Origin of the sequence: Blautia sp. LMAG:89 (genome assembly GCF_008679485.1) — a bacterium.
Lineage (GTDB): Bacteria > Bacillota > Clostridia > Lachnospirales > Lachnospiraceae > Blautia_A > Blautia_A fusiformis.
The window spans coordinates 48423-70000 of the sequence record NZ_NANC01000007.1; the positions used below are offsets into that span (position 1 = coordinate 48423).

At 45.5% G+C, this 21578-nt stretch carries 16 protein-coding genes, 1 tRNA gene, 1 rRNA gene and 1 pseudogene (1 of these 19 only partly in view); 5 read left to right on the forward strand and 14 right to left on the reverse strand.

All coding sequences use genetic code 11. The features are described 5' to 3' along the window. Positions 1 to 124: 124 nt before the first annotated feature. The gene (gene secG, locus CCC70_RS10000) at positions 125 to 358 is read right to left on the reverse strand and encodes a preprotein translocase subunit SecG (protein ID WP_118515926.1); all 234 of its coding nucleotides are present in this window, start codon (positions 356 to 358) and stop codon (positions 125 to 127) included. A 70-nt stretch (positions 359 to 428) separates the two neighbouring features. Continuing rightward, entirely contained in the window at positions 429 to 1778 is a 1350-nt protein-coding gene (eno, locus tag CCC70_RS10005) for a phosphopyruvate hydratase (RefSeq protein WP_287084773.1), read from the reverse strand. Positions 1779 to 2410: 632 nt separating this feature from the next. On the opposite strand from eno, the gene CCC70_RS10010 reads away from it, so the two are divergent. Beyond that, the gene (locus tag CCC70_RS10010; RefSeq protein WP_287084774.1) at positions 2411 to 3268 is read left to right on the forward strand and encodes a polysaccharide deacetylase family protein; all 858 of its coding nucleotides are present in this window, start codon (positions 2411 to 2413) and stop codon (positions 3266 to 3268) included. 177 nt (positions 3269 to 3445) lie between these two features. On the opposite strand, the gene CCC70_RS10015 is transcribed toward CCC70_RS10010, so the two are convergent. Both CCC70_RS10015 and mnmA read right to left on the reverse strand, forming a co-directional pair. Next, positions 3446 to 4753 carry an O-acetylhomoserine aminocarboxypropyltransferase/cysteine synthase family protein gene (locus CCC70_RS10015; protein ID WP_015526804.1) on the reverse strand — a complete coding sequence of 436 codons (1308 nt, stop codon included), beginning with the start codon at positions 4751 to 4753 and terminating at the stop codon, positions 3446 to 3448. Positions 4754 to 5014: 261 nt separating this feature from the next. After that, positions 5015 to 6103 (reverse strand): tRNA 2-thiouridine(34) synthase MnmA, encoded by a 1089-nt coding sequence (gene mnmA / locus CCC70_RS10020; RefSeq protein WP_022426126.1) that lies wholly within the window; start codon positions 6101 to 6103, stop codon positions 5015 to 5017. Between the two features lie 205 nt (positions 6104 to 6308). Between mnmA and CCC70_RS10025 the strand changes: the two genes are divergently transcribed. Next, positions 6309 to 8468 (forward strand): SulP family inorganic anion transporter, encoded by a 2160-nt coding sequence (locus CCC70_RS10025; protein ID WP_287084775.1) that lies wholly within the window; start codon positions 6309 to 6311, stop codon positions 8466 to 8468. 32 nt (positions 8469 to 8500) lie between these two features. Here CCC70_RS10025 and CCC70_RS10030 read toward each other — a convergent pair whose 3' ends face one another. Beyond that, on the reverse strand, positions 8501 to 9376 hold the full coding sequence (locus tag CCC70_RS10030; protein ID WP_021652963.1) for a LysR family transcriptional regulator: 876 nt from the start codon (positions 9374 to 9376) through the stop codon (positions 8501 to 8503). A 320-nt stretch (positions 9377 to 9696) separates the two neighbouring features. Between CCC70_RS10030 and CCC70_RS10035 the strand changes: the two genes are divergently transcribed. Further along, positions 9697 to 11463 carry an ABC transporter ATP-binding protein gene (locus CCC70_RS10035; RefSeq protein ID WP_287084776.1) on the forward strand — a complete coding sequence of 589 codons (1767 nt, stop codon included), beginning with the start codon at positions 9697 to 9699 and terminating at the stop codon, positions 11461 to 11463. After that, a complete protein-coding gene (locus CCC70_RS10040) occupies positions 11460 to 13223 on the forward strand; it encodes an ABC transporter ATP-binding protein (protein ID WP_287084778.1) in 1764 nt (587 codons plus the stop codon). The genes CCC70_RS10035 and CCC70_RS10040 overlap by 4 nt, the downstream gene beginning before the upstream one ends. Before the next feature lie 147 nt (positions 13224 to 13370). Here CCC70_RS10040 and CCC70_RS10045 read toward each other — a convergent pair whose 3' ends face one another. From CCC70_RS10045 to CCC70_RS10060, 5 genes and pseudogenes are all read right to left on the reverse strand, one after another. Next, on the reverse strand, positions 13371 to 14063 hold the full coding sequence (locus tag CCC70_RS10045) for a hypothetical protein (protein WP_287084779.1): 693 nt from the start codon (positions 14061 to 14063) through the stop codon (positions 13371 to 13373). A gap of 98 nt (positions 14064 to 14161) precedes the next feature. Next, the gene (gene hydF / locus CCC70_RS10050) at positions 14162 to 15463 is read right to left on the reverse strand and encodes a [FeFe] hydrogenase H-cluster maturation GTPase HydF (protein WP_287084780.1); all 1302 of its coding nucleotides are present in this window, start codon (positions 15461 to 15463) and stop codon (positions 14162 to 14164) included. Between the two features lie 109 nt (positions 15464 to 15572). Beyond that, on the reverse strand, positions 15573 to 15716 hold the full coding sequence (locus tag CCC70_RS10055; protein WP_287084781.1) for a maltose acetyltransferase domain-containing protein: 144 nt from the start codon (positions 15714 to 15716) through the stop codon (positions 15573 to 15575). 295 nt (positions 15717 to 16011) lie between these two features. After that, positions 16012 to 16149, reverse strand: a pseudogene (locus tag CCC70_RS16730) (hypothetical protein); the annotation flags it as partial. 77 nt (positions 16150 to 16226) lie between these two features. After that, the gene (locus tag CCC70_RS10060) at positions 16227 to 16481 is read right to left on the reverse strand and encodes a hypothetical protein (protein WP_287084782.1); all 255 of its coding nucleotides are present in this window, start codon (positions 16479 to 16481) and stop codon (positions 16227 to 16229) included. A 139-nt stretch (positions 16482 to 16620) separates the two neighbouring features. On the opposite strand from CCC70_RS10060, the gene CCC70_RS10065 reads away from it, so the two are divergent. After that, the gene (locus CCC70_RS10065; protein ID WP_015526816.1) at positions 16621 to 17442 is read left to right on the forward strand and encodes a Cof-type HAD-IIB family hydrolase; all 822 of its coding nucleotides are present in this window, start codon (positions 16621 to 16623) and stop codon (positions 17440 to 17442) included. A 92-nt stretch (positions 17443 to 17534) separates the two neighbouring features. Here CCC70_RS10065 and CCC70_RS10070 read toward each other — a convergent pair whose 3' ends face one another. The 4 genes from CCC70_RS10070 to CCC70_RS10085 form a co-directional block, all read right to left on the reverse strand. After that, positions 17535 to 18095 carry a flavin reductase family protein gene (locus tag CCC70_RS10070; RefSeq protein ID WP_270390573.1) on the reverse strand — a complete coding sequence of 187 codons (561 nt, stop codon included), beginning with the start codon at positions 18093 to 18095 and terminating at the stop codon, positions 17535 to 17537. A gap of 6 nt (positions 18096 to 18101) precedes the next feature. Then, a complete protein-coding gene (locus CCC70_RS10075) occupies positions 18102 to 18689 on the reverse strand; it encodes an NUDIX hydrolase (protein WP_330577178.1) in 588 nt (195 codons plus the stop codon). Between the two features lie 188 nt (positions 18690 to 18877). Further along, positions 18878 to 18950, reverse strand: a tRNA-Asn gene (locus CCC70_RS10080). A gap of 98 nt (positions 18951 to 19048) precedes the next feature. Further along, positions 19049 to 21578: ribosomal RNA gene (locus CCC70_RS10085) — 23S ribosomal RNA — on the reverse strand; it runs 357 nt beyond the window's last position.

Genomic DNA, 21578 nt, shown 5'->3' on the forward strand with positions numbered 1-21578 from the left:
CACCCGTGCCCCTGTATCAACGCAAAAACACTCCTGCTGATTAACAAAAGAAGTCCCCATCCGAGTTTCTTCTGCATGCTAACGCAGCAAGAGTGTTACCAACTTCCGTTCTGCCCCTGGCAGATCAGATAATGTTCAGTACGACTGACAGTACAAAGAAAATAACTCCCATGATAATGGTACCTCTTACAAGACCACCTTCCATGGAACGGCCCTTATTCTTACCCCAGTAAGTATCAGCTACTCCGGCGATAGAGCCAAGACCCTGCTGCTTGCCCTCCTGCATCAGTACGACAACAGTCAGAGCAATACAATCTATTGCATAAATTACAGTCAGAATAATCTTCAAAATGTTCACGCGGTTACACCTCCTAATCAACTAGAGGTTATTTTACCATAGCTAAACCGGGATTTCAACCATTTTCCGTTTATTTTATGCAGGGCTTTTTCTGAGATTTTTTTGCAAAAGGATCTGTATATCTTCCAAGAGTTCCTAGCTGTTCATGGATCCGCAGAAGCTGATTATATTTGGCATTCCGGTCCGAACGGCAGGGTGCGCCAGTTTTGATCTGTCCTGCCCCACAGGCAACTGCCAGATCTGCGATAAAGGAATCCTCTGTTTCCCCGGACCTGTGAGAGATCACTGCACGATACCCGGCATGCTGAGCCATCTCCACCGCATCCAGAGTTTCCGTGAGAGTTCCGATCTGGTTTACCTTAATAAGGATAGCATTGGCAACATCAAGCCCGATGCCGCAGTGCAGCCGTTTGATATTGGTGACAAACAGATCGTCGCCTACCAGCTGGATCTTTTTTCCCAGGTGTTCCGTCAGATATTTCCAGCCTTCCCAGTCATCCTCCCAGAGACCGTCCTCAATGGAAACAATGGGAAATTTTTCCACCAGTTTTTCATAATACTCTGTCATCTCACCAGCATCCCGGTAGATCTTTTCTCCTTTCATGCGGCTCTCCCCAGGGAAAAAGTACACGCCCTTTTCCTCATCATAAAGCTCGCTGGAGGCTGCATCAATGGCAATGGTGATCTCTTCTCCTGGTTTATATCCTGCTTTTTCTATGGCGTGAACAATCAGGGTAAGCACTTCCTCCGAATCTGAAAGATCCGGAGCAAAGCCGCCTTCATCTCCAACCGCTGTGGAGAGTCCTTTTTCCCGGAGAAGAAGCTTTAAGTGCTGGTAGACTTCCGCACACATGCGGATACCCTTTTCCAGGCAGTCAGCTCCGGTTGGCATGATCATAAACTCCTGAAGATCTACCGTATTGTCCGCATGCTTTCCCCCGTTTAAAATATTCATCATCGGTACCGGAAGCTGCATGGTATGGCAGCCGCCCAGATACTGATAAAGAGGAAGCCGAAGGGCCCCGGCTGCTGCACGGGCTGCTGCCAGAGATACTGCCAGTGTGGCATTGGCTCCTGCACTGCTTTTGTTCTCCGTTCCGTCGGTTTCGATCAGAAGATGGTCGATCCATGCCTGGTTCAGAGCATTCTCTCCGATAATGGCATCTGCCAGACGTGTATTGATATTTTCCACTGCTTTTTTCACACTCTGTCCCAGATATTCCTCCCGGTTTTCGTCCCGCAGCTCCACAGCCTCAAATTTACCTGTGGATGCTCCGGACGGCACCATGGCTCTTCCTGTGTATCCGTTAATCCCCACGATTCCTTCACCTACCGTCACTTCCGCTTCCACTGTAGGATTCCCCCTGGAATCAAGGACCTGTCTTGCATGAACTTTTCGAACAGGCAGATAACGTAGCATAAGTTTTTCCCTCCTTGAAAATAATAATACTGTTTATGATCTCCTGCACTTTGTGATTTTCTTCTTATGTTCATGAGGGTAGCTTGTCCGAAAAGGGTTGGGTCTATACCTTTTATCCGGCCTTGATATTGTCTGATTTTTCAGTTCTTTTATTTTTATTATTTTTCTTTTTATGCTTATCTTTGTTTTTTTTTAAATTTAGTATTGACATTTTCTATTTTATCTGTTATAGTTTAACCATCAAATAAAACAAACGGAAAACAAAAAACTAAATCAAAAAGGAGCGTGAACCCACCGAAAACATAACTTACTTCCCATAATCTAAGAAAGAGAGGTACAGTCCACCAGAAGATTTAAAGATTTTCCATCATAATTAAAACAAGGAGGTACGGACCACCGAGAACGTAAATTTTAATTCCGTATAAGTTTTAAATCTAAGAAATGAGAGGTATATTCCATTGGATAATGAAAATTAAAAGAGTCATCGGCAGAAGAAATCAATCGCTGATGGCTCTTATTTTTTGCTTATTTTTATCCCTTTCTTACAAACATAGTCTTATGATCTTCTGCTTTCATATCTTCTTCTCTGTGTTCATAAACATATTAATAACTCCACTTTCTCTGAGGTTCCCATGAAACAAAAACACATCTACCGTCTTATTTTTTTCTTTGTCATGGCTTTTGCTCTTGGCAGTCTTGTAGGAAAGATCTATTCTCATTTTACTTCCGACCCACGATCCGATCCGAATTCTGCCGAAAACAGCCAGACCTCTTCTGCTTCTATGACATTCCAAAATGAAAACTGGGGGCTCGGTTTTCAGGAAGAAGGCAAACGGCCCACAGGAAATGCTTCTATGGAAGAATTAAAAAAATACAATGCCTGGTATGCAGCCGATAGCGATGAGAAAAAAATCTATCTTACCTTTGACGCAGGCTATGACAATGGAAATATGCCTGCCATTCTGAATGCCTTACATAAGCATCAGGTACATGCCACATTTTTTGTTGTGGGAACACTGATCCGTGAAAAACCGGAACTGATCCGTGAGATCGTAGATGCAGGCCATATCATAGGCAACCACACCATGACACACCCGGATATGTCCGGTATCTCCACAAAGGACGCCTTTCAGAAGCAGCTTACGGATGTGGAGGTTCTTTATAAGGAAGCCACTGGGAAAGAAATGACAAAATTTTACCGGCCACCCCAGGGCATCTACAGCACGGAAAATTTAGAGATGGCAAAAGAGCTTGGATATCACACTTTTTTCTGGAGTCTGGCTTATGTGGACTGGTATCAAGATAAGCAGCCTTCGAAAGAAGAAGCTTTTGAAAAGCTTCTGGGACGGATCCATCCGGGTGCCATCGTGCTACTGCACAGCACCTCTTCCACCAATGCTTCTATTCTGGATGAACTGCTGACAAAATGGGAAGAGATGGGATATACCTTCGGAACATTAGAAGAACTTGTGGCATCGGGATCCGCCTGAAAAAAATCGCACATGATCCATGCATCCTCAGTGCCATCGGCACGGATCTTCCCACTTTTGAATTCTCCAGATAAGCACATAAAAAATCTGCCCCGGGACTATGTTCTCATATGTTCCGGAGCAGATTTTTCTGTGCTATTGATTTTAGAAGGTGTTCTTCTTATTTAATTGTCTTATTTACTGGACAGCCTTGAATGCCTCATCAAGATCCTGGATGATATCATCGATATTCTCAGTTCCGATGGAAAGACGGATCGTGTTTGGCTTGATTCCCTGATCAAGAAGTTCTTCCTCTGTGCACTGGCTATGTGTTGTAGTAGCCGGATGGATAACAAGGGATTTCACATCTGCAACGTTTGCAAGAAGTGAGAACAGTTCAAGGTTATCAATGAAATCCTTTGCCTTCTGTGCATCTCCCTTGATCTCGAATGTAAAGATGGAACCGCCGCCGTTAGGGAAATATTTCTTATAAAGCTCCTGCTGGCTTGGATCTGTGGATACAGACGGATGATGAACCTTCTCTACCTGCGGATGATCATTCAGATACTGTACAACCTTCAGTGCGTTCTCAACATGACGCTCTACACGGAGAGACAGTGTCTCAAGTCCCTGAAGGAAGATAAAGGAGCTCACCGGAGAAATTGTTGCTCCTGTGTCACGAAGAAGGATCGCACGGATCTTTGTAACAAATGCAGCCGGTCCGCATGCTTTTGTGAAGCTTACGCCATGATAGCTTGGGTTTGGCTCTGTAAGAGATGCAAATTTGCCGGATGCCTCCCAGTCGAACTTACCACTCTCTACGATCACACCACCGATAGTAGTTCCGTGGCCACCGATGAATTTTGTTGCGGAATGAACAACGATATCTGCGCCATACTCAATTGGTCTTACGAGGTATGGTGTTGCAAATGTATTATCTACAACAAGCGGAATTTTATGTTTGTGAGCGATTTTTGCAAGAGCCTCAATATCTACAACATCAGAATTTGGGTTTCCAAGAGTCTCAATATAAACAGCTTTTGTGTTCTCCTGGATCGCATTCTCCACTTCCTCGAGATTAAATACATCAACAAATGTTGTTGTGATTCCGTATGCCGGAAGCGTATGCTCCAGAAGGTTTGTTGTACCGCCGTAAATATTTTTGGCTGCTACAATGTGATCTCCCTGCTGTGCAAGATTCTCGATCGTGTATGTGATAGCTGCTGCACCGGATGCTACTGCAAGTGCTGCGGAACCACCCTCAAGTGCTGCGATCCTCTTCTCAAATACGTCCTCTGTCGGGTTTGTAAGACGTCCGTAAATGTTACCGGCATCTGCAAGTCCGAAACGTGCTGCTGCATGATCGCAGTTGCGGAATACATAGGAAGATGTCTGGTAGATTGGTACTGCTCTTGCATCTGTAACCGGATCCGGCTGTTCCTGTCCTACGTGAAGCTGTAATGTCTCAAATTTGAATTTTCTCTGATCTCTTGTAATTTTGCTCATGTGTTTGTCCTCTTTTCTTTTATTCTTATATTCGGTAAAATAGTAATTGCTTATCTTATGATCATCTGCTTATCAGCGACAACAACACATTCGCTTTTCTTCGATAAACACCCTTGTTGACTTCTGTAAAACCTTCATGATTTCCTCCTGATCATCACGTTGCTCACCTTGTTTTGTGTGCTCCGTTTTTTGATGATGCAATCATATCACCCTTTTCCTAGTATGTCAATGGGGTTTATCTATTTAGGCTCTCACCTTTATTTATGACTGGCTATAGATTTTATTTATAACCCCACCACCTACAACCTCATCTCCGTCATACATCACTACAGCCTGGCCTTTTGTGATGGCTCTCTGCGGTTCATCAAATTTCACATGAAGGATGCCATCCGGTGTCTGCCATGCAGTGGCAGGCTGCTCTTTGTGACGGTAACGGATCTTGGCAGTCACTCTTTTCGGCTCAGTTAAGCTGTCCACAGAGATCAGATTTACATTGTCTGCCTCCAGTTCACTGCTGAAAAGATCTTCGTTGTCCCCGAGAACTACCGTATTGGTCTTCGGAGAGATCTCACAGACATAAAGACGGCTGGCCGCCGGAATGCCAAGGCCGCGGCGCTGGCCGATCGTGTAATGGATGATTCCCTTATGGCGTCCGATATAGTTTCCCTCTTTATCTACAAAATCACCCTCCGGTGTTTTTTTGCCTGTGTACTTCTCAATAAATTTCGCATAGTCGCCGTCCGGTACAAAGCAGATATCCTGACTGTCATGCTTTCTGGCATTGATAAAGCCATGTTTTTCGGCAATGACACGAACCTGGTCCTTCCGGAGACCTCCAAGCGGAAGCTTTACATGTGCCAGCTGTTCCTGGGTCAGCATATAGAGAACGTATGACTGATCCTTTGTATCGTCCACTGCTTTTTTCAGAAGATAGCGGTCCCGTTTCTCATCGTACTCCACTCTTGCATAATGTCCAGTTACAATATAATCGTAGCCAATCTCCTGCATGCGGTGAAACATTTTATCAAATTTCAGATATCGGTTACAGTCGATACATGGATTAGGGGTGCAGCCGTTTTCGTAGGCATCTACAAACCTGTCCATAACCTCTGTATGGAAATCTGCGGTAAAATTAAACACGTAGTAAGGCATATCCATCTGATAGGCTACGCTTCTGGCATCCTCAACATCGTCCAGGGAACAGCAGGTCTTTTCCCTGTGGACACCGATATCTTCGTTGTTGTAAAGTTTCATGGTAGCGCCGATGCACTCGTCACCGGATTCCTTTGTCAAAAGAGCTGCCACGGAGCTGTCTACACCGCCGCTCATTGCTATGATCGCTTTTTTCATTTATATCTTAACCTTTCCTGATGATTGATGATTTCTCAGCTTTGCAGCCTGTATTCTCTTACGGTTACTGCAATTTCGCATTTATTATAATATGGCAGTTATTCTTTGTCCACGATTTTTCACCCGGAACCTTTGCTTTGCTTCTTTCCTGCAGGCTCTCTTTGGTATATAATAGAAAATATTTTTCAGAAAAGGATGTGACTATATGAAACTTTCCCTGTTTTCCACACTGCGGGGTTACCGTAAAGAATATCTTCCCAAAGATATTTTCTCCGGCATCATCATAGCAGCTGTTTCCATCCCTATTTCCATGGGATATGCCCAGATTTCCGGGATCCCGGCGGTATACGGACTGTACGGTTCTGTTCTGCCAATCCTTTTGTTTGCTCTATTTTCCACTTCAAGACAGTTTATCTTCGGAGTTGATGCGGCACCTGCTGCCATTGTAGGTGGTGCACTGTCTACTCTTGGCATTGCTGCAGAGTCAGAAGCTGCCATGGATTATGTTCCTGCCATCGCACTTTTTGCAGGTCTGTGGCTGTTTATCTTCTTTCTGCTCCACGCTGATAAGATCGTGGACTTTATCTCCACACCTGTTATGGGCGGTTTTATCAGCGGTATCGCAGTTACCATCATCCTGATGCAGATCCCGAAACTTATGGGAAGTCCTGCAGGATCCGGAGAGCTCCTGGAACTGGCAGAGCATATCTTCGCTGCCGCCAAAAATATCAGCTGGCTTTCCCTCTTCATGGGGCTTGGTGCTCTGGTGCTGATCCGCACATTTAAAAAGCTGGCGCCGAAATTCCCCATGGCTATCGTTATTATGGCTCTGGGTGTTCTTTCCACCGTTGTTTTTCATGTGGACGAAAAAGGCGTAGTCCTCCTGCAGTCTGTAGAACGTGGGATTCCCTCCCTGGTGATCCCGGATTTCGGAAATGTTGATCTGACCCAGGCGGCAGGCCGCGGTCTTATGGTTGCTGTTGTCATTATGGCAGAAACTCTTCTTGCAGAGAATACCTTTGCGTTCCGCAATGATTATAAGCTGAACGACCGTCAGGAAATCCTGGCCTGTGCCGCCGGAAATATTGCTGCCGCCGCAGTAGGCTGCTGCCCGGTAAACGGCAGTATCTCCCGCACCTCCCTCAATGAACAGTACGGTGGAAAATCTCAGGCGGTTTCCATCACTGCCGGGATCACCATGGCTCTGATCCTTCTTTTCGGCACCGGTTTTATCGGATATCTTCCGGTTCCTGTACTGACGGCCATTGTGATCTCTGCTCTGATGGATGTGGTGGAAACCCATCTGGCTGTACGTCTTTTCAAAGTAAGCCGTACAGAATTCTACATCTTCATGGCTGCCGGTTTCAGTGTGCTCTGTCTTGGAACCATTTATGGGGTTATCATTGGTATCCTGCTCTCTTTCGTAGCTGTGATCCTGAAGGCCACCAACCCGCCGCGCTCCTTCCGTGGTATGATCCCTGGAAGAGATGCTTATTTTGATCTGTCCAAAAACCGTTTCGCCTACCCTATTAAGGGCGTTGTGATCTACCGTTTCAGTGAAAACCTGTTTTTTGCAAATATAAAGATTTTTCAGGAAGATATTGAGAACAGCATCCGAAAAGATACCAGGGTAGTGATCGTAGATGCCAGTGCTATCAACAGCATTGATGTCACAGCAGCAGACCGTCTGGATGCTATCTCCGCAAGCCTGAAAAAACGTGGGATTCGTTTTTACCTCACAGAGCATTCCACCCAGATCAATGATCAGCTGCGTCAATTCGGCATCGGTCATATGATCAAGGACGGTATGGTCCGCCGTACCATTCTTGCTGCTCTGCATGACGCAGGGATCGAAGCCCCTTATGAACTGGATGTTCCAAAGGAAGACGAGACAAAGCTTCTGTGCCGCAGTATCGCTTTTCTTCCGGCAGAGGAAGAAAATACCCTGGAAGAGTTCGCCTGGGCTTTTGGTGATGATGCAGTAAAAGAGATCGAAGAATCTGTCCATCACATTATTGAACAGCTGCATCAGATCCCGGATATCCAACGTCTCTCCGAAGAAGGTCTGGAAGAGCTTCTGGATAACTGGCATGGGCTGGGTGTTCTGGATGAGGATGAACTGCTTCGAAGAATTGAATTACATATGGATGAGCTGCCTGAGGAATTAACTTCCGACCGGAAACTGATCCTTCAGCTTCTGGAAAAGCGCCGTGGCAAGCTGAAAGAAAAAATCCTTGCCGAGCATCCGGAAGTCCTGGAACGACTGGAACAGCGCCGGAAAAAGCTGGAGGAACGGCTGGAAAAGCAGAATCCGGAAGCTGTTCAGAAATGGAAGCACTGGAAGGAGGAGCATCTCAAAAACTGATTTCTGCATACATCCCCTTTCCAGGTTCATGATCAGATTGCAGGGTTTCCTGCATATTTCTCACAGATATTGATAAAATCCTGCATCACGGCAGAAGGCCTGCGATCCTTTTTCCAGGCAAGAAGGATCCTGGTCTTCAGCTTCTCTTCTTCAATGATCCGGATCGGAAGATCTGTACAGAGATCTTCCATGGATCTTGGAAAAACGGCGGTTGCAAGACCTTCCTGCACCCAGAGCATGGCGTCTCTGGGATCATCGCAGACACAGAAAATATCCGGCTGGAGATTTTTTTCTCCAAAAGCTTTCATCAGAAATTCTTCGTACCGCCGGTAAATAATGAGAGGGCATCCGGTCAGCTCTTTAAGGCTGATGCCCTCTTTTTTTGTCTCATTTTCCGGGATCTCCGGAGGAAGGACCGCGATCATGGGTTCCTCATCCAGTTCCAGATAATTTAAACCTTCCAGCTTGATAGGTGTACGCACTACCGAAACATCAATGATCCCATCCATCAGATAATTCAGAAGTGTAAAGGTGATCGCATCCCTTACCTCAAAGTTTACATCACAATTTTCCCTGGAAAATCTGGAAATATAAGGCATAATGGTGGTCACTGTGGTTGGCGTGATCCCGATACGTAAAACCTGTTTTTTCCCTGCTTTGGATACTTCCAGTTCTGTGGAACGAACGTAGCTCAAAATGTTCTCTGTCCTGTCATAAAGAAGCTTTCCGGCTTCTGTCAGTGTCACGCCTGCCCTGGTCCGCTCAAAAAGCTTCACCTTCAGCTCTGCTTCCAGCTGCTTGATCTGATAGCTCAGCGGCGGCTGGGACATGTTCAGTCTCCTTGCGGCTTCATTGATGCTTCCTGTTGCTGCGATCTCATGAAAATATTCCAGCTGTCTGATTTCCATATATAAATCCTTCTTTCTTTATCTGGTATATAACACAGGCAAAACCCATCTACTGCTTATTGCTTTTCGCTGTCCCACAGAGTACTTTCTTAATTCGGTTAAGAAATACTATATCTGCAATACTTTGTAAATACTATGAATATCTTTCCCACGCAATTATCCGAAAAACCATACTTCTATCATCCCACAGATTTCCGTCCCAGGCAATAGCAAAATTATATTATCATACATTAAAAACAATATTATACGTATTATCTCCATAGGAGTATAATAACAGAGGTTTATTATAGAAAAATAAGGAAACGGAGGAAGAAAAAGAAATGCGAACACTTGCAAAATATCTTCAAAACTACAAAAAAGAAAGCGTTCTGGCTCCTTTTTTCAAGTTTCTGGAAGTTGTATTTGATCTGCTGGTGCCTGTCGTCATCGCCCAGATCATCGATGTGGGAATTGCAAATAATGACCACGGCTATATCGTTCAGAAGTTTTTTATCCTGATACTGATGGCTGCTGCAGGACTTGCAGTCAGCATTACTGCACAGTTTTTTGCTGCAAAAGCCAGCGTAGGCTTTGCCACAGAAGTGCGTCAGGCTGTATTTGACCATATCCAGAAGCTTTCCTATACGGAGCTGGACACCCTTGGCACTGACACGCTGATCACCCGTCTTACAGACGATGTCAATCAGGTACAGAACGGAGTAAACATGGGACTCCGTCTTCTTCTTCGAAGCCCGTTTATTGTTCTAGGCTCTATGGTAATGGCTTTTACCATCAATGTGCGCTGTGCACTGATCTTCGCTGTTGCCATTCCGATACTGTTCCTGGTTGTCTTTGTGATCATGTTTTTAAGTATCCCGCTTTTCAAAAAAGTACAGGGACGTCTGGATTCCGTCACCCGTCTTACCAGAGAAAACCTGACCGGTGTCCGTGTGATCCGTGCATTTTGCCGTGAAGCTGATGCCGTTGCGGAGTTTGACGAAAGCAATCTTGCACTTACCAGACTGAACGAATTTGTCGGAAAAATCTCTGCACTTTTAAATCCTGCAACTTATGTACTGATCAATATCGCAACAGTAATCCTGATCCAGACTGCAGGTGTACAGGTAAACCTCGGAAACATGCAGCAGGGTGAAATAGTTGCTCTTTACAACTATATGGCACAGATGATCGTAGAACTGATCAAGCTTGCGTCCCTGATCATCACCCTGAACAAATCCATGGCCTGTGCGGATCGTGTTGCCGGAATCCTGAAGGTCGATTCCACCATGACTTACCCGGACAAAGCTTCCTTACCGACTGCGGAAAACAGTGACTATGCAGTTGCCTTTGACCATGTGAGTTTCTCCTATGCAGGAACCGGCGCACCTAGCCTTTCTGATATCACTTTTTCCGCAAAAAAAGGCTCTACGATCGGAATCATCGGCGGTACCGGAAGCGGTAAATCCACTCTTGTGGATCTGATCGCCCGTTTCTACGACGCAACCTCCGGAGTCATTACCCTCGACGGTCAGAATGTACAGACCTATTCCAGGCAGGAACTCAGGGAAAAAATCGGCGTAGTTCCTCAAAAAGCAGCACTTTTCCAGGGAACCATCCGCGATAACTTAAGCTGGGGACGGGAAGATGCCACGGACGAAGAAATGTGGGAAGCACTTACCACCGCTCAGGCTCGTGAGATCGTAGAGAAAAAGGACGGTCAGCTGGATTTCCGTCTGGAACAGAACGGCCGGAATCTTTCCGGTGGCCAGCGTCAGAGACTTACCATTGCCCGCGCCCTTGTGAAAAAGCCAGAGATTCTGATCCTGGATGACAGTGCCAGTGCTCTTGACTTTGCCACAGATGCGGCACTTCGGAAATCCCTTCACCAGCTTGGTGGAAACACCACCACCTTCCTGGTATCCCAGAGAGCAGCCAGCATCCGCCAAGCCGATCTGATCCTGGTACTGGACGATGGTCAGCTTGCCGGAAAAGGAACCCATCAGGAACTGATCTCTACCTGTGAAACCTACCGTGAGATCTTTTTCTCACAGTTCCCAGAAGAGCGTACCAAATATGAAAAAGCGACTGGAAAGGAGGTCCTGGCATGAGTAAAACAGATACAACCGCCAAAAGCAAAAACAGCATGGCAACCTTTTTCAAGGTACTACGTTTCATTGGAAAATACCGTTTTCTTCTCGTATTAAGTGTGATCCTGGCAGCAGTCACTGTAATTTTGCAGCTGTATGTTCCCGTACTTTTTGGTTATGCCATTGATGAGGTCGTTGCTGCCCACGAAGTTGATTTTACAAGAATGGGATTCTATCTTTCCCGTATTCTTGTCATGATCGTATTTTCCGGCATTGCCACCTGGATCATGAGTGTCATCAACAACCGTATGACCTACCGCACAGTACAGGATATCCGTGCAAGATCCATCCGCCATATCCAGAAGCTTCCTCTGTCCTACCTGGACGGACACAGCACCGGTGATATCATCAGCCGTGTCATCGCAGATACGGATATTCTTTCCGATGGTATGCTCCTTGGATTTACACAGCTGTTTTCCGGTGTCATCACCATCATCGGAACCCTGCTCTTCATGTTCTCCAAAAATGTGTGGATCACTCTGATGATCATTGTCCTGACACCTGTAAGCTTTTTTGTGGCGAAATTCATCTCCTCCCATTCCTTCCAGATGTTCCGTGCGCAGAGTGATGCCCGTGGACGTCAGACTGCACTGATCGAGGAAATGATCGGAAATCAAAAAGTGGTTCAGGCCTTTGGTTACGAAAATCGTTCTTCCGAACGTTTTGCTGCGATCAATGAAGAACTCCGTGATGCCAGCCAGAAGGCTGTTTTTTACAGCAGCCTCACCAACCCGTCCACACGATGTGTCAACAACATCATTTACGCAGGTGTAGCTCTTGCAGGTGCCTTTCTGATCCCGGGCGGTCATCTGACTGTCGGTGGACTTTCCGTACTGCTGGCTTATGCAAACCAGTATATGAAGCCCTTCAACGATATCAGCTCCGTGATCACAGAGCTTCAGAACGCTCTGGCCTGCGCTACCAGGATCTTTGATCTTCTGGAGGAAGAGCCGGAAAGCCCGGATCCGTCCGGAACTCTTGATGATGTAAAAGGTGCAGTGGATATCCGGAATGTTTCCTTCCGCTACGAAGAGGACAAACCTCTCATCGAAGGATTTAACCTTCACACAGAGCCCGGCCGACGGATTGCCATCGTAGGCCCTACCGGTTGTGGCAAGACAACTTTTATCAACCTGCTGATGCGGTTCTATGACGTGACCGGTGGAAGTATTTCCGTGGACGGAACCCCCATCACCGATGTTTCCAGACATGCCCTCCGCGGAAGCTATGGCATGGTTCTCCAGGATACCTGGATCAAGCATGGAACTGTCCGTGATAACATCTGCATCGGAAAGCCGGATGCATCCGATGAGGAAGTGATCCAGGCAGCTAAAATGTCCCACAGCTGGGAATTTATCCGCCGTCTTCCAAATGGCCTGGATACCATTCTTTATGAAGACAGCTTAAGCCAGGGACAAAAGCAGCTTCTCTGCATCACCCGTGTCATGCTGTGTCTGCCGCCAATGCTGATCCTTGACGAGGCAACCTCCAGTATTGATACCCGAACAGAAATGCTGATCCAGGAGGCATTTGACCGGATGATGCAGGGGCGAACAAGCTTTATCGTTGCACACCGTCTTTCTACCATCCGCAATGCAGATGAGATTCTTGTCATGAAAGACGGAAGCATCATCGAGCAGGGAAACCATGAAGAGCTTATGGCAAAAGGCGGATTCTATCAGAAGCTTTATAACAGCCAGTTTGTGAAGGTTTCTGAGTAATATAAGCTGATTTTAACCGAATCAGGCAACTGGCTAAATGCGGATCGCAAATATCCGCCTGACTTAAAATTCTCCGGAACACAGATTTTCTGTACCGGAGAATTTTTTTATACTGTATCAATGATGTCTATTTTTATAAAACTATATTCAGCTCTTTTTATATTTTGTCCGAAGAAGCCATTTCTGATCGATCACTTTCAGCTCTTCTCCAAAACGGATGTGAAGCCTTACAGAACCTGGAAGCTGCTCTACATGCTCAATATTTCCGGTTCCGAATTTCGGATGACTGACATCCTCTCCGATCTCATAGCGTACAATACTGTTCTGAGTACTCCTGTGCTGCTGCTCTCTTCTGTAAGTATCCCGCACCGTTACAGTACGGTCATGGATCGGGCTTCGGAGTTTTTTCTCATAGTTGTGTTTCATTAGAGCTTCCCCTGCCTTATAATATGGCGTTGGTGCCGCACCAGTCAGGGAACAGCAGTATTTCCAGGCACTTCCGTGGGTTCCGTGCTGCCACTGATACTCTGAGGGAATGTGAAAATTATATTGCATATAGTGGGCATATTCATGTTTGTAAAGATCCAGTCGGTCTTCTTTTTTCAGAGGATTTTTTACCGCATAGCCGATAAACAGCAGAGAAAAATGGAAATGCTCTTTTTCGTGGCAGCTACCTCTTGTATAAGATCCCAGCAGATCCGGCTCCATGCCAAAAGTTATAGGGATCTTTGCTCCGTTAAGATGAAATTTTTTATCGAATTCTGCATAGAGACTTCGGATCTGAGCTGTAAGTATTGGAATTTCTTTCTGCAGGGCCTGTGAAAGTGTCTGATCGATCATTGTATCTGCAACTCCTTATCGTCACCTTTTGCAAATTTATAAAATGAACAATCGCTACTATAGCATTTTTCGGAAAAAATGTAAACACCTGAAAAAAATTACTGATCCAGTTCTTTCCTCACATCCGGGAACATTTCCACACAACGTTTCAGGATTCCCTGCATGTAGGCAATGGCAATTCCGTAATTGGTGATAGGAATCTCCTGATCCAATGCACATTTCTGACGGTAACGCATTTCTCTCTCATTAAGCATACATCCGCCACAATGCACGATCAGACTGTACTTCGTCACATCCTCCGGGAAATCTCTTCCGGAGGAATACTCAAATTCCAACTCTTTCCCCGTATAATTACGGATCCAGCGTGGAAGCTTGACTGTTCCGATATCATCACACTGCCTGTGGTGGGTACATCCCTCTGAGATCAGGATCTTGTCACCGTCTTTCAGCCGGTCCAGTGCTGCTGCCCCAGCTGCCGCTGTCTTTAGATTTCCTTTAAATCTAGCAAACAGAATAGAGAATGAAGTAAGCCAGATGTCTTCTGGAGTTTCTTCACTGACTCTGGCAAAGACCTGGCTGTCTGTGATCACAAGCTTTGGTTTTTTCCCCAGAGTTTCCAGTGTATTGGAAAGCTCATCCTCTTTGATCACGATGGCTGCTGCTCCGGCTTCCAGCACATCACGGATCGTCTGCTGCTGCGGAAGGATCAGACGCCCTTTTGGTGCAGCTTTATCTATGGGAACTACAAGAATCGCAAAATCTGATGGTTCAAGGAGATCCCCTACCAGACGCAATTTCAGTTCATCCGTTACTGCCAGCGAAGCGATCTTTTCTTTCAATTCGTAGATATTCTGACCGGTGGCGGCGCTGGCATAAATAGATTGCTCTGTGTTCTGGTTTTCATGATCCTGTTTCTGGCTGACACTACTCTCTTTGACCGCACCCGCATGGGTATTCCGGTTTAAGTTATTATCTGAAGAAAGCCGGTTCCCATCTTTTGTTTTCAGCAGATCTGCCTTGTTATAAACAACCAGATATGGAATCTCCTTCTCTTTAAAAATATGGATCAATTCTTCATCCACACTGGTTTTTCCCTCAGTGGCATCTACTACAAGAACTGCTACATCCACTCTGTTCAACACCTGTTTCGCCTTGCGGACGCGAAGTTCTCCAAGATGTCCTTCATCATCAATACCTGGTGTATCTATGATCACCACCGGGCCCATAGGAAGTAGTTCCATGGCCTTACTTACCGGATCTGTAGTAGTTCCCTTTACATCGGATACCACAGCCAGCTCCTGGCCTGTCACCTTATTTACGATACTGGATTTTCCTGCATTTCTTCTGCCAAAAAAACCGATATGTACACGGTCTGCTGACGGTGTTTCATTCATTCCCATAATTTATCCTCTTTTCTTTCAGCATCAGACAGGTCCTCATCCATTCCTGTTCCTATCAACCTGCTTCTTTTTGATTTTTCAAAAGCCGGACATTCCTTCCACTCTTATATCATAGTGTAGTATCTCTTTCAGCTTTTCTTTTATCCAACTGTGTGGGACGTGTCATATTGAAATCATAAAGTCGATCCAGCTTTTTGATCTGATCCTGGATGATCTCATCATCATTAGGAAGATATAGCTCTCCTGTATGCATTTTTTCTCATTGAGCGCATGTCAACACCTCCTTTTTTGCGTTTTTACAAAAATGATATTTTTTATGTTATCATATCCTATATTCACCTACAAGCATGAATTTTCTGAATAATCCGAGGCTTTTTCGTGAATCTGTTATATTTATATATAATCTGCAGATTTATCTTCTGTCAACAGATTTCTGTATTTTTGCTATTCACAAAATCTTCCACTCTGTCGGATCACTTTATTTTTCTGCTCCGTTTCCAATTCTTCATCGGTAAAGATCAACTGGTACTCACTGACATCATTATATTTTATGAGATTTTTTTGCCAAACTTGGTATGGTCCGCCAGAAGATAGCCTTCCTCTGCATTGGCATACACGCAGCGTTTCACAGCTGCTTCGATCTCTCTAGTGGCCGATGCTCCAAAAGAGGCATCTACTGCACTGGCTCCAAAAAAGCTTTGTCATAATGAAATCTGGATACATATTCTGCAGTTGAATGATCCAGTGGTCCGACGTACTCTTCCTAGTAGATCCCAGACGCCATATGAAGCTGTATTTTAGGATTTTTGTAAAGTTCTTCCATCACCGGAAATGAATTGGTCACAACCGTAAGATTCATATCGGGCAAAAAACGTAGCATGAGAAGAAGTGTTGTGCTGGTATCCAAAAAGAGAACTTCACCTTCTTTAATATAAGACGCAACTTTTCTTGCAATGTCCAGTTTATTCTGGTAAAGTTTCTCCTGACGTAAGGAAAAACTTAAGCCCACCGGATACATTTTTTTTAGGCTTGCACCACCATATTTTCTTTATTATATCATGAACAAAACATAAACAAACATTTTTATTTTGTTATTTATGTGCTATTTTTATATGCAGAAACACCGATACTCATCTTTTGCAGAAAGGATCTCGAATATGAAACCATTATCTTCATTTAAGCCACAGGCTGTTTTCAGCGATATTGACGGCACTTTACTAACCTCAGAACATGTGGTATCTCCGCTGACTAGTTCCGCCATTCATACTTTGACAGATCAGGGCGTTCTGTTTACTATTTCTTCAGCACGAAGCCCTTCCGGCATCCGTCCTATTATTAAAAAAAATGATTTCCATTGTTGTACCATTGCATTCAGTGGTGCACTAATCCTGGATGAAGATCAAAATATCCTTTACGAAAAAGGAATAAGCATTTCCGACGCTTCCAAAATCATTGATGTGATCGAAAAAAAATGTCCTCACGTGACCTGGAATGTTTTTACCTCAGAAGACTGGATCGTAAAAGACCGGACAGACCCTCATGTGATCCATGAAGAAACGGTTGTGGAAACTACCTCTATAGAGGGATCCCTTCAGTCTCTCTCAGATACGCTTATGGTAGATAAAATCCTGTGTATGTGCGATTCTGAATATATGTCACCGTCAGAAACACTTCTTCGCAAATATTTTCCGGAATTATCTATTGCAAGATCTTCCGATTCTCTTCTGGAGATCATGGCTGGCGGCATAAACAAAGCGGAAGCTGTAAAATATCTTTGTGATCTTCGAAAAATCCCTCTTACCAGTACTATTGCATTCGGAGATAATTATAATGATCTGGAAATGCTGGAGGCAGTAGGATGTGGAGTTTTGATGGGAAATGCACCTTCTGAGCTGCAAAAACATTTCTCTTTTGTAACAAAGAGTAATGATCAGGACGGGATTTTTCAGGCCTTTAAAGAATTGGGAGTTCTGAATTAAAGAATATTTATAACAAATAGAAAGTCTCTTCCAGAAGATAATTTTTTATCTGTACCTGTGAAAGAGACTTTCTGTATTTCAGTAGATATTATTTATTTCAGTGCCGTTCCGGCTTTAAAAGCATCGCCGACTTTTTCGCCAAGACGGATATATGCATTGTTGAACGGATCAAAAGTGATCGGTGCTGCTTTTGCAACATCTACGTTTCCATTTTCATCCAGAACGCTCTCATCCACGCTGACATTTACGATCTCACCGATCAGCCGGCAGGTGTCTTTATCATAGCTTTTCAGCTTACATTCTATACAGATTGGAAGCTCTTTGATAATAGGTGCATCTACTTTTTCAGATTTTTCTGCTGTAAATCCGGCTTTTACAAATTTATCCGGCTCTTTGTTTCCGGAAACAATTCCTACATAGTCGCAGGCTGTCATATGCTCCACATCTGCCATACTTATTGTAAAAGCGCCTTTTTTCAGGATGTTTTCAGTTGTTTTATGATTTTCACTGACACAGATGGAAATTTCCTTATCATCGCTGATTCCTCCCCAGGCTGCATTCATAACATCCGGTTTTCCATCCTCACCATATGTAGCGATCATTAATACCGGCTGTGGATAAGTGTAAGGCTTTGCTCCGAAATCTTTTCTCATGATCTTTCACTCCTTTATTGTATTGCCGTTACTTTTTATAAATTGACGTACAAGCTGCAGACCTCCCAGCGGAACACAGAATTTATCTCTGTGCTGACTGCATTGCTGATACGTTTCTTCCAGATCAAACCACTGTACCTCTTCTACTTCTTCCTTTTGAAGTGTAAGATGATCGATCTCTACCGGGTGATCGTAGATATAAACAAAAGCGATTTCTTCATCCCGGAATATTTTTCCATGAAATTCTCTGGCAAAAGATATGGGGAATTTTCCTGCAAACTGCAGATCAGCTGATTCCGCATGGATTCCCAGTTCTTCTTTCAGTTCCCGTAATGCCGATTCCATTGGTTCATCTCCCGCCTGTATGTGACCTGCAGATGAAGTATCAAATTTTCCAGGAAAGGAGTCCTTGTTTCTGGATCTTTTCTGAAGAAGGATCTCTGTTTTTTCATTCCTCCGACGGATGATCCAGATATGAGCAGTACGATGAGGGATTCCTTCTGCGTGAGCAATACTCCGTTCTACGATCTTTCCAGTGGGATTTCCGTTTTCATCTATGATATCAAATAATTCCATTTTCTGCTTCTTTCTCATAAATTATTCTTTCTTAACCAAACCAATTTCATTCTAGCATGATTTCGAAATAGTTTCCAGTCTGTTATCAGAAAGCATTCTATAGGGGATTACTTAATTCGGTTAAATATTACGATATATATAACGGATATTTATACAAACATATAAAAAGTACCTGTAAACAATTCCTTGTTTACAGGCATAAAAAACTCCCCCTGTTGGACTCGAACCAACGACACTGCGGTTAACAGCCGCATGCTCTACCGACTGAGCTAAGGAGGATTACTTAAATATTTAATTAAGGTTTGTACCTTAAAAACTACATACATGCCTGTTGATCGTTAATCAAACTCTTTGAATCAATTCTTAACCTGCGTTTCTTGGTCAAGCCCTCACCCGATTAGTAACAGTCAGCTCCATGTGTTACCACACTTCCACCTCTGCCCTATCTACCTCGTCGTCTTCAAGGGGGTTTACTTCATAAGAATGGGATATCTCATCTTGAGGGGGGCTTCACGCTTAGATGCCTTCAGCGTTTATCCCTTCCGGACTTGGCTACCCGGCCATGGCTTTGGCAAGCCAACCGGTCCACCAGCGGTCCGTCCATCCCGGTCCTCTCGTACTAAGGACAGCTCCTCTCAGATATCCTACGCCCACGCCGGATAGGGACCGAACTGTCTCACGACGTTCTGAACCCAGCTCGCGTACCGCTTTAATGGGCGAACAGCCCAACCCTTGGGACCTACTACAGCCCCAGGATGCGATGAGCCGACATCGAGGTGCCAAACCACTCCGTCGATGTGAACTCTTGGGAGTGATAAGCCTGTTATCCCCAGGGTAGCTTTTATCCGTTGAGCGATGGCATTCCCACTTAATACCACCGGATCACTAAGCCCTACTTTCGTACCTGCTCCACCCGTCGGTGTCGCAGTCAAGCTCCCTTCTGCCTTTGCACTCTTCGAATGGTTTCCGTCCATTCTGAGGGAACCTTTGGGCGCCTCCGATACCCTTTCGGAGGCGACCGCCCCAGTCAAACTCCCCGCCTGGCATTGTCCCACCGCCGGATTACGGCGGCTGGTTAGAAGCCCAATATCACAAGGGTGGTATCCCAACAGCGGCTCCGCGGCAACTGACGTTACCGTTTCTCAGCCTCCCACCTATCCTGTACATGCAACACCGGACCCCAGTGCCAAACTGGAGTAAAGCTCCATGGGGTCTTTCCGTCCTGGCGCGGGTAGCCAGCATCTTCACTGGCACTTCAATTTCACCGGATGTATTGCCGAGACAGCGCTCAAATCATTACGCCTTTCGTGCGGGTCGGAACTTACCCGACAAGGAATTTCGCTACCTTAGGACCGTTATAGTTACGGCCGCCGTTTACTGGGGCTTAAATTCAAAGCTTCGACTTACGTCTAACCTCTCCTCTTAACCTTCCAGCACCGGGCAGGCGTCAGCCCATATACCTCACCTTTCGGTTTCGCATAGACCTGTGTTTTTGCTAAACAGTTGCTTGAGCCTATTCTCTGCGGCCTGCTCTCGCAGGCACCCCTTCTCCCTAAGTTACGGGGCCATTTTGCCGAGTTCCTTGGCAATACTTCTTCCGCCGGCCTTAGGATTCTCTCCTCATCCACCTGTGTCGGTTTACGGTACGGGTACAATATGAACGATAGCGGCTTTTCTTGACGCATGGCTCACGGGCTTCGTTACTAAAATTCACTCCACATCACGTCTTCCCATTGCATGGCGGATTTTCCTACCATACTGGTACCTCGCTTGTACCGGGCTTTCCATTCCCGGCTCCCGCTCTCCTTACGTGTCCCCACAGTTCTGTCATACTGCAGTACAGGAATATCAACCTGTTGTCCATCGGCTACGGCTCTCGCCCTCACCTTAGGTCCCGACTCACCCAGGGCAGATCAGCTTTACCCTGGAAACCTTGGATATTCGGCCTAGAGGATTCCCACCTCTATCTCGCTACTCATTCCGGCATTCTCTCTTCCATGCAGTCCACAGCTCCTTCCGGTACTGCTTCTTCCCGCATGCAATGCTCCTCTACCAATCTTTTCAGATTCCTTAGTTTCGGTGGCGCGTTTCAGCCCCGGACATTTTCGGCGCAGGACCTCTCGACCAGTGAGCTATTACGCACTCTTTGAATGTATGGCTGCTTCTGAGCCAACATCCTGGTTGTCTTCGAAATCCCACATCCTTTTCCACTTAACGCGCACTTTGGGACCTTAACTGTAGGTCTGGGCTCTTTCCCTTTTGACCGCCCAACTTATCTCGTGCAGTCTGACTCCCGGTGATATCTACACGGCATTCGGAGTTTGATATTCTTCGGTAGGCTTTGACGCCCCCTAGGAAATTCAGTGCTCTACCTCCGCAAGACTCACACCGAGGCTAGCCCTAAAGCTATTTCGAGGAGAACCAGCTATCTCCGGGTTCGATTGGAATTTCTCCCCTATCCACACCTCATCCCCACCCTTTTCAACGGATGTGGGTTCGGTCCTCCACTACCTCTTACGGCAGCTTCAACCTGGACATGGATAGATCACCCGGTTTCGGGTCTACTCCTACTGACTCTGGCCCTATTAAGACTTGGTTTCCCTACGGCTCCACACCTGAAGTGCTTAACCTTGCCAGTAAGCGTAACTCGCCGGACCGTTCTACAAAAAGTACGCGGTCGTACACATAAAGTACTTCCACAGCTTGTAGACACAGGGTTTCAGGTTCTCTTTCACTCCCCTCCCGGGGTCCTTTTCACCTTTCCTTCACAGTACTATGCGCTATCGGTCACTAAGTAGTATTTAGCCTTAGGGGGTGGTCCCCCTTACTTCCCACAAGGTTCCTCGTGTCTCGTGGTACTCCGGATCCTGCTCAGTCAGCTCTGCTTTCACGTACGGGGCTTTCACC

Coding starts and splice junctions, on each gene's coding strand:
- eno (WP_287084773.1), bottom strand. CDS start 1,778: ATGCTACGTTATCTGCCTGTTCGAAAAGTTCATGCAAGACAGGTCCTT.
- CCC70_RS10010 (WP_287084774.1), top strand. CDS start 2,411: ATGAAACAAAAACACATCTACCGTCTTATTTTTTTCTTTGTCATGGCT.
- CCC70_RS10015 (WP_015526804.1), bottom strand. CDS start 4,753: ATGAGCAAAATTACAAGAGATCAGAGAAAATTCAAATTTGAGACATTA.
- mnmA (WP_022426126.1), bottom strand. CDS start 6,103: ATGAAAAAAGCGATCATAGCAATGAGCGGCGGTGTAGACAGCTCCGTG.
- CCC70_RS10025 (WP_287084775.1), top strand. CDS start 6,309: ATGAAACTTTCCCTGTTTTCCACACTGCGGGGTTACCGTAAAGAATAT.
- CCC70_RS10030 (WP_021652963.1), bottom strand. CDS start 9,376: ATGGAAATCAGACAGCTGGAATATTTTCATGAGATCGCAGCAACAGGA.
- CCC70_RS10035 (WP_287084776.1), top strand. CDS start 9,697: ATGCGAACACTTGCAAAATATCTTCAAAACTACAAAAAAGAAAGCGTT.
- CCC70_RS10040 (WP_287084778.1), top strand. CDS start 11,460: ATGAGTAAAACAGATACAACCGCCAAAAGCAAAAACAGCATGGCAACC.
- CCC70_RS10045 (WP_287084779.1), bottom strand. CDS start 14,063: ATGATCGATCAGACACTTTCACAGGCCCTGCAGAAAGAAATTCCAATA.
- hydF (WP_287084780.1), bottom strand. CDS start 15,463: ATGGGAATGAATGAAACACCGTCAGCAGACCGTGTACATATCGGTTTT.
- CCC70_RS10055 (WP_287084781.1), bottom strand. CDS start 15,716: ATGCATACAGGAGAGCTATATCTTCCTAATGATGATGAGATCATCCAG.
- CCC70_RS10060 (WP_287084782.1), bottom strand. CDS start 16,481: ATGTATCCGGTGGGCTTAAGTTTTTCCTTACGTCAGGAGAAACTTTAC.
- CCC70_RS10065 (WP_015526816.1), top strand. CDS start 16,621: ATGAAACCATTATCTTCATTTAAGCCACAGGCTGTTTTCAGCGATATT.
- CCC70_RS10070 (WP_270390573.1), bottom strand. CDS start 18,095: ATGAGAAAAGATTTCGGAGCAAAGCCTTACACTTATCCACAGCCGGTA.
- CCC70_RS10075 (WP_330577178.1), bottom strand. CDS start 18,689: ATGAGAAAGAAGCAGAAAATGGAATTATTTGATATCATAGATGAAAAC.